The sequence below is a fragment of the Dongia deserti genome (assembly GCF_003574735.1).
Lineage (GTDB): Bacteria > Pseudomonadota > Alphaproteobacteria > Dongiales > Dongiaceae > Dongia_A > Dongia_A deserti.
In genome coordinates, this window is sequence record NZ_QORW01000005.1 from 197,711 (window position 1) to 212,431 (window position 14,721).

General features: G+C 61.3%; 10 protein-coding genes. 5 read left to right on the forward strand and 5 right to left on the reverse strand.

Annotation, left to right across the window (positions count from 1 at the left end; translation table 11 throughout):
- Positions 1-118: 118 nt before the first annotated feature.
- Positions 119-850: a type 1 glutamine amidotransferase gene (locus tag DTX69_RS09720; RefSeq protein ID WP_119301337.1), complete on the forward strand. Its 732-nt coding sequence runs from the start codon at positions 119-121 to the stop codon at positions 848-850.
- A 1-nt stretch (position 851) separates the two neighbouring features.
- On the opposite strand, the gene DTX69_RS09725 is transcribed toward DTX69_RS09720, so the two are convergent.
- Positions 852-3,068, reverse strand: coding sequence for a N,N-dimethylformamidase beta subunit family domain-containing protein (locus DTX69_RS09725; RefSeq protein ID WP_119301338.1), 2,217 nt, complete (start codon positions 3,066-3,068; stop codon positions 852-854).
- A gap of 13 nt (positions 3,069-3,081) precedes the next feature.
- Positions 3,082-3,384, reverse strand: a complete 303-nt coding sequence (locus DTX69_RS09730) for a hypothetical protein (protein WP_119301339.1) — start codon at positions 3,382-3,384, stop codon at positions 3,082-3,084.
- 288 nt (positions 3,385-3,672) lie between these two features.
- On the opposite strand from DTX69_RS09730, the gene DTX69_RS09735 reads away from it, so the two are divergent.
- Together DTX69_RS09735 and DTX69_RS09740 are read left to right on the forward strand one after the other, a co-directional pair.
- A complete protein-coding gene (locus DTX69_RS09735) occupies positions 3,673-4,944 on the forward strand; it encodes an efflux RND transporter periplasmic adaptor subunit (RefSeq protein WP_119301340.1) in 1,272 nt (423 codons plus the stop codon).
- 6 nt (positions 4,945-4,950) lie between these two features.
- On the forward strand, positions 4,951-8,130 hold the full coding sequence (locus DTX69_RS09740) for an efflux RND transporter permease subunit (RefSeq protein ID WP_119301341.1): 3,180 nt from the start codon (positions 4,951-4,953) through the stop codon (positions 8,128-8,130).
- A gap of 7 nt (positions 8,131-8,137) precedes the next feature.
- Here the strand turns inward: DTX69_RS09740 and DTX69_RS09745 are convergent, their stop codons facing one another.
- Positions 8,138-8,842, reverse strand: a complete 705-nt coding sequence (locus tag DTX69_RS09745) for a gamma-glutamylcyclotransferase (protein ID WP_284735661.1) — start codon at positions 8,840-8,842, stop codon at positions 8,138-8,140.
- Positions 8,843-8,973: 131 nt separating this feature from the next.
- Between DTX69_RS09745 and DTX69_RS09750 the strand changes: the two genes are divergently transcribed.
- Positions 8,974-9,831 (forward strand): pirin family protein, encoded by an 858-nt coding sequence (locus DTX69_RS09750; RefSeq protein WP_119301343.1) that lies wholly within the window; start codon positions 8,974-8,976, stop codon positions 9,829-9,831.
- A 420-nt stretch (positions 9,832-10,251) separates the two neighbouring features.
- Here DTX69_RS09750 and DTX69_RS09755 read toward each other — a convergent pair whose 3' ends face one another.
- Positions 10,252-11,028 carry an SDR family NAD(P)-dependent oxidoreductase gene (locus DTX69_RS09755; protein WP_284735662.1) on the reverse strand — a complete coding sequence of 259 codons (777 nt, stop codon included), beginning with the start codon at positions 11,026-11,028 and terminating at the stop codon, positions 10,252-10,254.
- Positions 11,029-11,101: 73 nt separating this feature from the next.
- On the reverse strand, positions 11,102-12,700 hold the full coding sequence (gene betC / locus DTX69_RS09760; RefSeq protein ID WP_119301344.1) for a choline-sulfatase: 1,599 nt from the start codon (positions 12,698-12,700) through the stop codon (positions 11,102-11,104).
- A 397-nt stretch (positions 12,701-13,097) separates the two neighbouring features.
- Here betC and DTX69_RS09765 point away from each other — a divergent pair, with 397 nt between their 5' ends.
- Positions 13,098-14,678 carry a DEAD/DEAH box helicase gene (locus DTX69_RS09765; protein WP_119301345.1) on the forward strand — a complete coding sequence of 527 codons (1,581 nt, stop codon included), beginning with the start codon at positions 13,098-13,100 and terminating at the stop codon, positions 14,676-14,678.
- The last annotated feature ends 43 nt before the right edge of the window (positions 14,679-14,721 follow it).

The following is a 14,721-nucleotide window of genomic DNA, read 5'->3' on the forward strand; positions in this document are numbered from 1 at the left end:
CCGTCTTCCATTGCGCCTGAGCCATTGCTAGCGGACACGCCAAGGCGCGTCAAATTCGCTTGAAGTGCGGGCCCTTTCGCACTATTGGCGGTAGGCCAACCAAGAACAGGTTGATTTCATGCGGCTGCTCGTCCTGCAGCATTGTCCCGTGACGCCGGTCGGATTGGTGGGCGAGCGCGCGGCCGAGCGCGGCGCGGAGCTCGTCACGCTGTTCCCCCACAATGGGGACGGCGTGCCGATGTCGATGGACGGATTTGACGCGCTCATCGTCCTGGGCGGTCCGATGCATGCCGGCGATGACGCAAACTACCCAGCCTTTGCACCGATGTTGTCCCTCATCCAGGAGTGCGGCCAAGCCGATATGCCGGTCCTTGGGCTATGCCTTGGCGCGCAGCTCATCGCACGTGCGTTTGGGGAGAAGGTCTATCGGTTCGGTGGGCTAGAAGTCGGGTACCCGAGTGTCTATCTGACGCCGGCAGGGCAGCGCGATCCGCTGTTTCGCGGAACGCCGCGCGAGCAACGCGTCATGCAAATGCATGAGGATAGTTTCGACCTGCCCAAGGATGCTGTGCTCCTGATGCGCAACGACATTTGCGAGAACCAGGCCTTTCGGATCGGGTCGTCGATCTATGGAATCCAGGCCCATCCGGAAGTGACGCTGACGGACGCGCGCAACTTCCCCCGGGATTGCTGGGCAGCCATGAAGCGGCACTATGGCGATGAAGCGGAAGCCGTGGAGAAGAGGGTGCTTTCCGAGATCGAGACGCACTTCGACAGCGGCGTCACCTTCTGCCGGACAATGACCGATCGCTGGTTGGATCTTGTGGCGGCTGCCAGGGGGACAGGATGAGTCAGGCCTTGTCCGGCCATTCAAATGGAGCGGGATCCAGGAAGCGTCTGACGACGTTGCCGATGATCTGGGCGACATTGTTGCTGTAGCCATTGTGGCAGAGCGAGGCAGCCCACGCGATCGATCCGGTCGAAAAGACGGCGCCGCCGGCCGGCGTTTCAAAGAAGACGAGCTCCGCGCGAACGAGTGGATTGTCCAGGCCATCGGCAGATGGATGCGTCGACATCATTTCCTCGACCGTCACAAGATATACGTTGCTGTGTCCGGCTGAGCGCGCCAGAACGAGCGCGTGTGCGGGCGTTCCGAGAGTCGGATCCGTGGCATCAAGCTCGAGTCCTGCCGCGCCACCGAGAATGCCGAACGCGCCGATACGATCATCCTTTCCGACTCCCTCAAAGATGAAAGCGACCCGCGGGTCGAAGCTTCCGCTCTCGCGATGGTACCACTGGCAGGAATCGAACCCTTCGGCGACAAACCCCACGCCGACCAGCTGTTGCGGGGCGCGCCCGTTGCTGCGCCAAAGGCCACCGAATTCTCCATCGAACTGATGATGCCGTTCGCCAGGCGGCATTTCGAAGCAGCGCGTCCCGGCTTCTCCCCTGCGTACTTCTATGACGCCAAGGTGGTTCTCGTGAGTCGCGACTTTCCAGTAGAAGCCATTCCCTCCCATGTAGATCAGCCGGCCGCCGTTGCCGAGCCATTCTTCGACTGCATCAAGTGTGCGGGTCGTGTGGTACTCGGGATGCGTTCCCGCCATTAGGCAACGATAACCACTCAACAGACCGGCACCCTCCTCATGCAGCACGTCGTCCGTGATGACGTCGTACTCGATCCCGCTCTCTTCCAACCAATCGATGACGTGTAGATCGGCATTGAAGTTCCAAATCCGGTGCTTCGGACGCATGTTCAGGATCGGACGCTTGGCCGAGCTGTAGCAGGATCCACTGCCGTCCCGATGTCGATCATACAGTGACACGCCGAGGTCACGTCGCTCCTTCAGAAAGAGATCCGTGCGATCCAGAACCAACAACGCGCCGTAAGCTGGCTCCGACAGCGGGTCCTCGTACCCGTGATGGCTGTTGGCGTAAGCGAGATACGTGAACGTGGAGGCGAGAAAAGCCAGCGGTGCCGTGGTGTTTCCTTTTGGGGGCAGGATGAATAACGGCACGAAATCCTCGGCGCCCTGGTCGGTCGTCAATCGTGCCGCATAGATGCCACTTCGGATAGCCGACGGCACCTGCCAGACCACATCCGTGTTCCAGCTACAGTCCTCCAGATCATCGCAGTGAAAGTGGATCGCGCCATAGAGGTCAGGCCGAGCGCGCCAGTCTACCGTCTGGCCGCGCCACGCGTGACCGGTGACGGCGCGCGTCGGCAGGTTGATGCAGCGTCCGTGGGAGTCATTGCCCGAAACGTCAGCAATATCGGCCGACCCGATGTGGCGCGAGAAATTCCATCCCCCGAGCGCAGGCAGATCAATGTCGAACGGGTGCACGAGGCCGGAGAACTGATCGGTCTCCAGTGCGCCGCTGTAAAGCGCGGGCGCCTCGATCCTGCCGTCGAAATGGTCCACGATGCCATCAACTGGATCATGCCTTGCAGCAATCAGAGCCGCGCCAGCCGGTAACGAAGGCATTTGCAACTCTACCGAACGGTCTTCCTTGACGTCGCGTTCGAGACGATGATGGCCACCGATCGGCCGCTGCAGAACCCGGGCCGTGCCATTGGATGCATTGAAGCTTGCCACTAGCAGATACCAAGAACCTTCACGCATCGCGGTGCTGCATGTCACGAACACTTGATTGTTGCCATCGTGAAGCCAAAGCCCCCCGCAGCCTGAAGCGTCCATTATCAATGCCACGCCCTTAGAAGATCGATGTTGTCGGCTGAAGATGCACTGGTTGGCTCGCTTGCCGATCCAAGTCGGCATCACAAGAGCTGCCAGAGTGACGGCCTCCCCGCGGATTGCACGCAGGCTCGGTATGTGGACATAAGAACCCGCGTGAGTGGCCTGCTGGCGTCCGCGGCGTACCCCGTTGACCTCCGAGGTAATTGATTCAGCCTTGAAGCCTGGGCGATCTGGCCCGTCGTCACCGCAGATCAGCCGGACCAGTTCGACGCGAAAGTTCGGGCTGCCGTCCTCGATGCTGACCTTCAGCTCGGGTGCTTCACCGGGTCTGGCTGAAAACCGGTCCCAATAGCCCATGATGCCGAGCAAGGCCTCTGCCTCCTTACTCGCCCGGAAGATCGGTGCCAAAGAGCTTGCACCAGCGCAGCTTGAAGACCGCCCACTCCGCCTCCTCGAGCGTCAAGAAGGTATCACCGGTGTAACCAATGGGATCGGTAGGAGTGGGCCCCAGCCTAGCGAGGCGATACGGCAGGTTCCTGTGTTCCTGAATCAAGACATAGCGGCCCGAGAAGGGCTCGCTGCGCATACGGTTCAGCACACGCTGCAGCTCAGCGCTGTGTCTTCCATGAGGCTGCATGCGAAATTCTTGCGCCAGTTGCGCAACATCCTGACAAAGTTTGTCCACGGAGCCCTCTTGATTAGCTGGCGGCCCTTGACTAAGAGCGGCAGCAGCTTATCTGCGGCAGGGAGCGGTCGCAATCGGGGGACAGTTACCTGTGGGGAACCGAAGCGGTTGCGTCGACCACAAATTTAATAAGGTCTCCCGCCCGAACATTGTTGGAATGCGTTGAGCGTATGGCTGTATGGTCAGCCATGTGGGGCAGTCGGGTCGACAGGGATTGATCTAGTCGATACGATCCGCGCCTTCCGATGGTCAGGGGTCGGATAAGTCGTCTGCTTTGGGATAGATCACATGACCAATTCGGATTCTTCACAGTCTCGACTGACGGCGCGCACTAAACGCCGTGGCGCGATTTGGGCTCTAGTACTCTTACTTGCAGCCGGCGTGGCAGCCGGCATCTGGTGGCAAGGACAACAAAGCGGAGCAACCGGCGGCGAAGGCGACGCGGCAAGGCAAGCGCAGCCGAGCCAAGGGGCCGGTGCTCCACCGGCGCCACCGGTCACGGTTGCCAATCCCATACATAAAGAGATCGTCGAATGGGACGAGTACCCAGGGCAATTTCGCGCGGTCGATGCCATCGATGTGCGGGCACGGGTCAGCGGCTATCTGGAGCAGATTCATTTCACGGATGGCCAGATCGTGCGGCAGGGCGATCTGCTGTTCACGATCGAGAAGCGCCCATTCGAAATCGCGCTCGATGCAGCGCGCGCGCAATTGGCCGAGGCGACCGCTCAGCTCAGCCTCGCCCAGCGTAATCTCAAGCGCTACGAGAAGATGCGTGAAGGCAACATCGTCGGCGAGGCGGATTACGACGATCGCGTGGAAGCGGTGAGTGCCGGTAAGGCTGCCGTAGCAGCTGCGCAGGCGGAGCTGGAGCAGGCGGAGCTGGACCTGGGGTATACCGAAATTCGCGCGCCCGTTACAGGCCGGATTAGTCGGCACGAGGTCAGCGCGGGCAACCTGATTACAGGTGGCTATTCCGGTAACACGACCTTGCTCACGACCATCGTCTCACTGGATCCGATCTATTTCGAGTTCGATGTGAGCGAAGCAAACTATCTCGCCTATCAACGTGCGACTGAGCGCGGCGTAATGCCGTCGATGCGCAAGGGCAACATTGAAGTCTTTGCCAAGCTGCCCGATGAGGACGCCTGGAGACACAAGGGCGTTTTGGGCTTTGTTGACAACCGGGTTGACGCAACGTCCGGAACGATCAAGGCTCGCGCCACTTTCCCGAACTCGAAGGGGGTGTTCATACCCGGCCAATTCGGGCACATCAGGGTTCCTGGCTCAGAGCCTTACAAGGCCATTCTGTTGCCGGAATCAGCCATCGTCACTGATCAGTCGCAGAAGATTGCCTTGGTCGTGGCGGAGGACGGTACCGTGGGCGTCAAGATCCTACGCGTTGGGCCACATTACGACGACATGCGGATCATCCGCGAGGGCCTGGAGCCCAGTGACAGAGTGGTCATCAACGGTCTATTGCGTGCCCGGCCCGGGTCCAAGGTGACGGCCCAGATGGGCACGATTGAACCCGGCCCGCAAGCGGCGGCAACCGAGTAGGCAGCCATGAATTTTGCGCGCTTCTTTGTTGACCGGCCGATCTTTGCCGGCGTCATCTCGATCTTCATTACGCTGATCGGCGGCATTGCCTATTTCGCCTTGCCCGTCGCCCAATATCCGGAAATCGCGCCACCCAACGTCGTGGTCAGCGCGCAATACCCCGGCGCGTCGGCGGAGGTCATCAGCAACACGGTCTCGACGCCGCTGGAGCAGGAGATCAACGGCGTCGATGACATGCTCTACATGCTGTCGCAGGCGACGAGCGATGGAAAGCTGACCATTACCGTCACCTTCAAGCTCGGTACCGACCCTGACGAGGCGCAAGTGTTGGTGCAGAACCGCGTCTCGGCCGCGGAACCGCGGCTGCCGGAAGAGGTTCGCCGTCTCGGCGTCACGACGCGCAAGAACTCGCCCGACTTTCTGATGGTCGTGCATGTCTATTCTCCTGATGACACGCGCGACCAGCTCTACATTTCCAATTATGCGACCCTGCAGTTAGTCGATGTGCTGAAGCGTATCGAGGGTGTGGGTGACGTACAAGTATTTGGCGCGCGCGAATACGCCATGCGCGTCTGGCTTGATCCTGACAAGATCGCTGCTCGCAATCTGACCGGCCCGGAGGTCGCCGATGCCGTGCGATCGCAAAACCTCCAGGTGGCATCTGGCGTGCTCAATCAACCGCCAGTACCGGATCCCGGTGCCTTCCAGATGAATATTGAGACACTGGGGCGCCTCGTGGAACCTCGGCAATTCCAGAACATCGTTGTCAAGGCCGGCCAGAACGGTGAGATAACGCGCCTGCGCGATGTTGGAACTGTAGAGCTGGGTGCACAGGATTACGGCCTCAACGCGTATCTTGGCCAGAAGGATGCCGTCGCGATCGGTGTTTTCCAGCGCCCAGGCGGCAACGCACTTGAGACGGCCGATGCCGTTCTCGAGACACTAGAGGGGATGAAGGAGCGGTTTCCGCCGGGCCTGACCTATGACGTCATCTACAATCCGACGGATTTCATCGCTAAGTCGATCGACGAGGTCATCACAACCATCTTCGAAGCGATCGCCCTCGTGGTCGTTGTGGTCATCTTCTTCCTGCAGACCTGGCGGGCTTCCATCATTCCGATTATTGCCATCCCGGTATCGCTGGTCGGCAGCTTTGCCGTCATGGCGGCACTCGGATACTCGATCAATACACTGACTCTATTTGGGCTGGTGCTGGCCATCGGCATCGTCGTCGATGATGCTATCGTCGTTGTCGAAAATGTGGAGCGCAATCTGCGACTTGGTATGTCGCCTAAGGAAGCAGCGCGCCGGACCGTTGATGAAGTCGGTGGTGCGCTGGTCGCAATCGCCTTGGTCTTGACAGCCGTGTTTATTCCCGCGGCATTTGTTACCGGAATTTCGGGCCAGTTCTTCCGCCAGTTCGCGGTGACGATCGCGACCTCGACCATCATCTCGCTCGTCGTATCGCTGACCCTCAGCCCCGCTCTGAGCGGTATCCTGTTCAAGCCGCATCGGCAGCACGAAGGCGAACACAGGCATGGCTTCCATCCGATTGCGGGCTTCTTCCGCGGATTCAATCGGGGGTTTGATGCAATCGCCCGCGGCTATGCCGAGTTGGCCCGGCGGCTGATCGCGATCGGGCCAATCGTACTGCTGGTTTATGCAGGGCTGATCGGGTTGACGGCATGGCAATTCAATCGCGCCCCGACTGGCTTCATTCCAACGCAGGACGAAGGTTATCTCATCACGATCGTCCAGCTTCCGCCGGGATCGTCCCTGGCTCGCACCGACGCGGTCGTCAAACAGGCGACCAAGATCATGCTGGAGACGCCTGGCATCATTGACACGGCGGGCTTTACGGGTCTCGATGGTGCGACCTTTACCAACGCCTCGAATGCCGCCGCGATCTTCTCTGTGCTCGCGCCCTATGAGGAGCGTGTTGCGAAAGGCTTGAGCGCTGGACGGATCCTGGGCGACATGACCCAACGTTTGGGTGCAATCGAGGAAGGCTTCATCATCACCGTTCCGCCGCCGCCGGTGCGTGGCATCGGCAATGCAGGTGGCTTCAAGATGATGATCCAGGACCGTGGCGGCCAAGGCCTCAAGGCCCTTGAGGAAGCAGCGACGCAGGTCATGATGGCGGGCAATCAGACTGCAGGTCTGGCGGGCGTCTTCACCCTGTTCAATACCAAAACTCCGAAGTTGTTCGCGGAAATCGATCGAGTGCGGGCGCAGATGTTCCATGTGCCGGCGGAACGCGTGTTTCAGACACTGGAGGTCTATCTAGGCTCGACCTTCATCAATGACTTCAACTTCCTCAACCGGACGTTCCGGGTGACGGCGCAGGCGATGGGTGAGTTCCGGCAGAGCCCCGCCAGCATCGCGAACTTCAAGACGCGTAATGACCTCGGAGAGATGGTGCCGATCGGATCCGTGGCGAAGATCAAGGACATCGCCGGCCCATACCGCGTCGCACGCTACAACCTGTTCCCGGCTGCGGAAGTGCAAGGCAATGTGGCGCCCGGAACTTCTACCGGCACCGCACTGGAGGCGATGGAGAGTGTCGCCAGCCAGAATCTGACGGAAGGATTCGGGTACGAATGGACCGAGCTCGCCTACCAGCAGAAGCTCGCCGGCAACACTGGTCTTTTCGTGTTCGGTGCTGCGGTGCTCTTCGTCTTCTTGGTGCTGGCGGCGCAATACGAGAGCTGGGCTCTCCCGCTATCCGTCATTCTGATCGTGCCAATGTGCCTGCTGGCAGCCGTGACCGGGCTGCTTATGCGCGGGCTGGACGTGAATGTGTTGTCGCAGGTCGGGTTTGTCGTGCTTGTCGGCCTTGCTGCCAAGAACGCAATTCTGATCGTCGAGTTTGCTCGGCAGGCGGAGGAGGAGGGTAAGAACCCGACCGAAGCTGCGGTCCGCGCGGCCGGTACGCGTCTCCGGCCGATCCTGATGACCTCCTTCGCGTTCATCCTGGGTGTCGTACCGCTGGTGATCGCCAGTGGTGCGGGTGCCGAGATGCGCATTGCGATGGGCACGGCGGTGTTCGCGGGCATGATCGGCGTAACGTTCTTCGGCCTGATCTTCACGCCAGTGTTCTATGTCGTTGTGCGCCACATCGCGATCTGGCTGCGCGGCCACCGGCCCGGGCATTCGACCCCGGCGCCGCCGCGAAGCGCCGAATAAGGTAGGCCTAGCTAGCGGCAATGGGCATCTCTCTGCCCATTGCCGCCGCCTTGATCCGCTCAGCGACCAGTTCCTGCAACTTCCAGAGATAGCGGTCGTGGATTCCGAGATCTTCGAGATGCGCGACCGTGTGCATCAGGTACTCCGCACCTGATCCCCAGTGTCCGCAGGCCCGGGCCAGGATGTCGGCTGTTTGTTCCAACGTATGCGGACCGCAATAGGTCGGTCCTTTGCGGTTGATCGCAAAGGCGAGGGCGCGCTGCTTTCCCTTGTCCGTCTCAACGGTCACCCAGCGCGGTACATTGCTGGCAGGTTTGACGCTGGTTTCGCGACGGAGGAGTTGGCCCAGGCATTCCTCGACACGCTGTGCGGGGATGCGCTGCGCCACACCCCGGCACGAGCCACCGATGTCGAGTGCCATCATCAAGCCGGGGCACTCGGCGGAACCGCGATACCGGACCAGCTTCAGACAGAACTTCCGGTGCCAGCCACGCAGCAGCGCATGCCGCTGGCCATCCACCTCGCAGGCTGGCTTCCAGATCAAGGAGCCATAGGCGAACAGCCATAAGTCCTCGCCTTTGGGGTGCGAAGCCAGCAAAGCAGCTTGACGCTGGTCATGATCCTGATCGGTGAGCGGTTCGAACCCCGGAGGTGTCCCGGGATCGAGGACATGGCGATGGATGAGAGCAACGAGATCCGCAGTCAACGACATTTTGTGCCGACGCGACATAGCGGGACGGGTTCCTGCGACGGGATAGCTCTCAGGCACATTTATCGCAATAATCGACTGTGATATCAAGGAGGCGGGAGCGCCATGGAGCGCGACGCGGCCATACCGGAAACATGGAACCCGTTCTCGTCATCAACGCCAAGATCAGGGATATCGGCGGTTTTCCGGTGCGCCGCGCGCTACCCGCGATCGAACGGCGGATGATCGGCCCTTTCATCTTTCTCGACCAGATGGGACCAACGCAATTGGCAGCGGGGCAGCGGCTGAACGTGAGGCCTCATCCGCACATCGGTCTCAGCACGATGACCTATCTGCTGGAGGGGAAAATCCTGCATCGGGATTCTCTGGGAACCGTCCAGATGATTCGCCCGGGCGCCGTCAACTGGATGACGGCCGGCGGCGGGATTGCCCATTCGGAACGGACGCCGGCAGACGCAGGCGATGACATGCTGGCCGGCATTCAATTCTGGGTCGCCCTGCCGAAATCCCGTGAAGAGATGGCGGCGACGTTTCTTCATCTGGACTCCGGCGACTTGCCGGTGATTGAAGACGGAAGAGTCTCGGCACGCCTCATCGCCGGCGAAGCCTTCGGTGCGCGCTCGCCACTGAGTGCACCGCATCCGATGATTTGCATGGATGTAGCGATGGTGCCCGAGGCGAGCTTCGAGCCGCCCACCAGCTATGCGGAACGGGCGCTCTACGTGGTGGGCGGGCAGATCGAGCTGGCTGGCATTCGTTGTGGCCAAGGTCAGCTCTTGGTCTTGCCGTCCGGCTCTATCGGCGTCGTGAGGGCGCTATCCGATGCGCGCTTGATCGTGCTGGGTGGCGAGCCGATGGATGGGCCGCGACATATCTGGTGGAACTTCGTTTCCAGCTCAAAGGAACGGATCGAGCAAGCCAAACAGGATTGGAAGCTGGGTCGGTTTCCCGCCGTTCCCGGCGAAACGGAGTTCATTCCGCTGCCGGAGTGATCGGCCTCTGATCATCAGCTTGGTCTCGGCAGCCAAGGTGTGGAGAGGTACGGCGCCGAACCCAGCAAGATTGACTGCTACCGACAACCCGAAGACCAGCCCCAACGGCCGCGCAAAACACGGCTTCGATCATGATCACGCAAGTCTCAGTCAGCGCGGCAGCGCCCCACCAAGTCCCGGTCCACTCGAGCAATCTTGAAACCCCACCCATATCCAGGATGCGCCTCACCTGTGGCGATCACGGCGGTGGCGCCGACGCGTGCACTTGCACCGAGAGCCGTCAAACTGAGAAGCTTCCGGATAGGAGGCCGAGCAGCGCGGCCGAGGTATCTTCGTTATTGAGAGCAGGAAAACCCTGAGTCATGCGATGCGAATCGTTACGCATTACTAGAGTGGCCGCAACGTGAGCATTTCGCGCAACTACCAGCTCGTGTTGCCGCCGTCGACCGGCAGCAGGACACCCGTGATGTAACTCGCCGCATCCGAAGCCAGAAACGCGACCGCAGCGGCGACATCGATCGGCCGTCCCACGTGCCCGAGCGGGATCGTCTTCCCAAGCCGGTTCAAAATGCTCTCGCGCCCTTCCTCACCGCGTTCAGACAAGAGCATGTCCGTCTCGGTGTCGCCGGGGCAGACGGCGTTGACCCGAATTCCATCCTTCGCATGATCGATCGCCATCGACCGTGTCAACTGCGCAATCGCACCCTTGCTGGCGCCGTAGGCGGCGGCATTGCGTGCTCCAACGAGTGCCCAATCCGATGCGATATTGACGATGGCGCCGGCTCGTCCATCTTCCGCGAGTTGGCGGCGCATTGTCGGCACGATCGCGCGGCACAGCTGAAACACTGCCGTGACGTTCGTCGCGTTTACTGAGTCCCACTCGGCATCCATGCAGTCCGCGACGCTGGTCCGCGACAGGATTCCCGCATTATTGACCAGCACATCAATCCGGCCTTCGTGGCTCAGCACGTCGTCCACCAAGTGGGCGGCAAAGCCCGGAGCCGTCACATCTCCCTGGACGAAACGAGCCGCCCATCCCTTCGCCCGTATCCTGCCTTCTATCATCGTGCCGGCCTCTTCATTGCGGCCCGTCAGCACGATCCTCCCTCCAAGTTCCGCGCAGAGTTCTGCAATGGCCGCGCCGATGCCACGCGTCCCTCCCGTGACAATCACGACCCTTTCCGCAAGATGAATCACTAGGCGCCTCCTGCCTTGGTGGGGCATGCTGGCGTGGAAGCCTGCCACCTGGCAAGTTATCTCAAGCGATCTGCTACTTTACCCTCTTCCCGTTTTTCTTGGGTTCCGGCCGGAACGGAATGCGGGCTCGCCGATCCGTATCATAGAGCTCGGCGCCGTAGTTGCGATTGTACTGCTTCGAAGCATCCTGGAACGGCTGGAAGTCCCAGGGCGTGATCTTGCCTTTCAGCAGTGCCTCCTGGATCAGGATGCGATTGCACTGGCTTCCCACGACTTGAGCGCGAATGGACTCGCCGTCCCATTTGGCCGCAGCTTCTGCCGCGAAGGCCTTGGCCAACTTCGCGTGCTTCGGATCATTCGCAAGATTGCGGAGTTCGTGCGGGTCCGCTGCGACGTCGTACAGTTGCGGCGGGTCCCCAGCGCAGGAAATGTATTTCCATCCGTCGCGTCGGATCATGAAGGCCGGCTGGCACGTTCCCTCCGCCATGTATTCGCCGAAGACGGTGTTGGACCAGCCCTTTGACAAACCCGCTGCGAGGCCAAGAAGGCTATTGCCGTCGATTGGTGCAGTGTAAGTCACGCCCTTTCCTTCAGTCGCGATGTCGCAGAAAGTGGGCAGCAGGTCCATCAGCGAGACGTTCTCTATTACGCGCCGGGCCTTCAGCGCTCTGGGCGCATGGATGATCATCGGCACGCGAGTCGCGTGCTCAAAGAAGTTCATCTTGTACCACAAGCCGCGCTCGCCCATCATGTCGCCATGATCGGCGGACACGATGATGATAGTGTTGTCGGCTTGGCCGGTCTCTTCGAGTGTTTTCAGCACTTGTCCCAGGAGTCGGTCGCTGTACGTGATCATGGCGTAGTAGCCGCGCCGCGCCGCACGCACGTGGCGCTCGGTGATGCGATATTCATCGCGATCATAGAGATCGTACATGCGCTTGCCGACCGGCTCACGCTTCGCAGGCGGGACGTACGGCACGGCCGGCAGATCAATCTCATCCTCGCGATAGCTCTCGTAATCGGCGCGCGGCCCCAGATAAGGGTCGTGCGGCTGCATGAAAGAAGCGCAGAGCATGAAAGGCCGCTCGTCGCTGCCGCGCGCATGCTCGTGGAGCCAGCGCTGCGAGGTGTAGGCGACCTCGTCGTCATGCTCCATCTCGAGCGACCGGTCATAAGGGCCAGCCTCCGTCACGCTCAGCATGTTGTGGAACCACCAGTGGACCTTCTTCGGTTCCTCCCAGGTGGGGGTCCAGCCAAAGTCGCCGGGATACATATCAGTGGTGACGCGGTCTTCGAAGCCATGCAGCTGATCCGGCCCAACGAAATGCATCTTACCGGACAGACAGGTGCGATAGCCCGCCAGCCGCAGATAGTGCGCTAAGGTCGGGACGGAGGAGGGGAACTCCGACGCATTATCCCATGCGCCGATCCGGCTGCAGAGCTGGCCGGCCATCATGGAAAAGCGCCCGGGCGCGCAAAGCGGCGAATTGGTGTAGGCACTGTCGAACTGCACGCCTTCCGCCGCCAGCCGGCTGAGGTTTGGGGCCTTGACGACCTTGTGCCCATAGCTCGGCAGGAAGTGCGGCGCTAACTGGTCGAACATCACGTACAGGATGTTGGGGCGGCGCTTCTTGGATATCTCGGGGCGGGAGGCAGCTGTTCGCGTGGCCATAAGCAGTTCATGCTGGAAATCGAGGATTGCGGCAGATTATCCACCGTTCTCGCGTCCTGGTAGCGCGATCACGGCTCCGGATTGCGGGGAAGCGACATCGCGCATACCTGCCCTGCAGGCCCCTTCATTGACTTTTAACCTGGCTGCCGTCATATGTGCGGCGCCGAGGCAATCCAGCCTCTTCTCTCGCGACCGCGCGCAGGCGTAATCGGCGTAGACTCGCCGGCCACACCGTCCCGAGACCGTTTCTCCAACATCGTCCCGCACAGCGCGCGCATGCCGGGTCACAAACCCGGGCCCTTCCCACAAGAAGCGCCTGTCAAGAGCCGCGCTCGCGCTTGGCATCGTGCCAGTGCGGGGGGCACGGCTGCACATGCACGGAAAGATAACTGAACAAATGACTACTTTTACCGAATTGAAGCTGAGCGCCCCGTTGCTGCAGGCGCTCGCCACCGAAGGCTATGAAAAGCCCACTCCGATCCAGGCGCAGGCGATTCCCCCGCTGCTGGAGGGACGCGACCTGCTGGGGATCGCCCAGACCGGAACCGGAAAGACGGCGGCTTTTGCTCTGCCGTTGCTGCATCGGCTGACCAGCACCGACCGCCGCGCGGCACCACGCTGCGTGCGTGCCCTGATCCTGACGCCCACGCGCGAACTGTGCGTGCAGATCCTCGATTCCTTCCGCTCTTATGGGCGCCACCTCCGGCTCAGCCGTGCTGCGGTCTATGGCGGCGTCAGCCAGGGTCCGCAGATCCACAGCCTGTCGCGCGGCATTGACGTGCTGGTGGCGACTCCGGGCCGCCTATTGGATCTGATGAACCAGGGCCAGGTGCGGTTCGACATGCTCGAAGCCTTCGTGCTTGACGAAGCCGATCGCATGCTGGACATGGGCTTCATCGTGCCGGTCAAGCGCATCGTCGCCAAGCTCCCCAAGGAGCGGCAGACGCTGCTCTTTTCCGCAACCATGCCACAGGCGGTCGCCGGTCTGGCCGGTAGTCTGCTCAAGGATCCGGTACGCGTCGAGGTCACGCCCGTGGCGACGACAGCCGAACGCATTTCCCAGCGTGTCCATTTCGTGGAGAAGGCGAACAAGCGCGCGCTGCTGCAGCATCTGCTGAGTGATCAATCAATTGCGCGAGCGCTGATCTTCGCCCGCACCAAACACGGTGCCAACAAGGTCGCCGATCAGCTCGCCAAGGCGGGAGTCCGCGCCGATGCTATCCATGGCAACAAGTCGCAGAACGCTCGTCAGAAGGCGCTGAACGACTTCCGCAACGGCAAGGTTCGCGTCCTGGTGGCGACCGACATCGCTGCCCGCGGCATCGACGTGGATGGAATCACCCACGTGATCAATTTCGACCTGCCCAACGAGCCTGAGAGCTACGTCCACCGCATTGGCCGCACCGCGCGCGCCGGAAACGACGGCATCGCCATCTCCTTCTGCGATGCGGATGAGCGGGCATTCCTGCGGGATATCGAAAAGACGATCCGGCAGCAGGTGACCGTGGATGAGAACCATCCGTTCCACGCGGTGCATGTCGCGGATGGTCACCGCCACAGCGGCGGACGGCAAACCGGACGCAATGGTGGTGCCCCCGCGCAAGGCCGCAACCACGGTAAACCCGATCGCCGCGATGCCGGTGGACAAGCGTCACGTCGTGCCCATCGCCAGAACGATGCCGAGCGAACTGAGGCTGCGCGTCATCCTCGTCGCGAAGATGGAAGATATCGGCACGACGGCGAGGCGCATCGAGCGCACACGCGGCAGGACGGGGAGCACGATCGTGGGTCGCGCGCACATCACACGCACCCGCGCGGCAATGAAGCACGCGAGCATGGCAGCCGGCCGCACGGTCAGCAGCCTCGTGGCAAGCAGCACCCACAGCAAGGCAAGGGCGGCCATCAACCGCTGAAGCGTTCGCGTCAACAGCAGCGCAACGCGCGTCCCCAGCGTTTCGAGCCCGTGCGCATGAGCTAAAGTTCTCAGCGACGCTCCGCCGGGCCGGCGGAGCGTCGCTAAG

What these genes read in the sequence shown, in the direction of transcription:
- DTX69_RS09720 (WP_119301337.1), top strand. Translation starts at nt 119, where the DNA reads ATGCGGCTGCTCGTCCTGCAGCATTGTCCCGTGACGCCGGTCGGATTG.
- DTX69_RS09735 (WP_119301340.1), top strand. Translation starts at nt 3,673, where the DNA reads ATGACCAATTCGGATTCTTCACAGTCTCGACTGACGGCGCGCACTAAA.
- DTX69_RS09740 (WP_119301341.1), top strand. Translation starts at nt 4,951, where the DNA reads ATGAATTTTGCGCGCTTCTTTGTTGACCGGCCGATCTTTGCCGGCGTC.
- DTX69_RS09745 (WP_284735661.1), bottom strand. Translation starts at nt 8,842, where the DNA reads ATGTCGTTGACTGCGGATCTCGTTGCTCTCATCCATCGCCATGTCCTC.
- DTX69_RS09750 (WP_119301343.1), top strand. Translation starts at nt 8,974, where the DNA reads ATGGAACCCGTTCTCGTCATCAACGCCAAGATCAGGGATATCGGCGGT.
- betC (WP_119301344.1), bottom strand. Translation starts at nt 12,700, where the DNA reads ATGGCCACGCGAACAGCTGCCTCCCGCCCCGAGATATCCAAGAAGCGC.
- DTX69_RS09765 (WP_119301345.1), top strand. Translation starts at nt 13,098, where the DNA reads ATGACTACTTTTACCGAATTGAAGCTGAGCGCCCCGTTGCTGCAGGCG.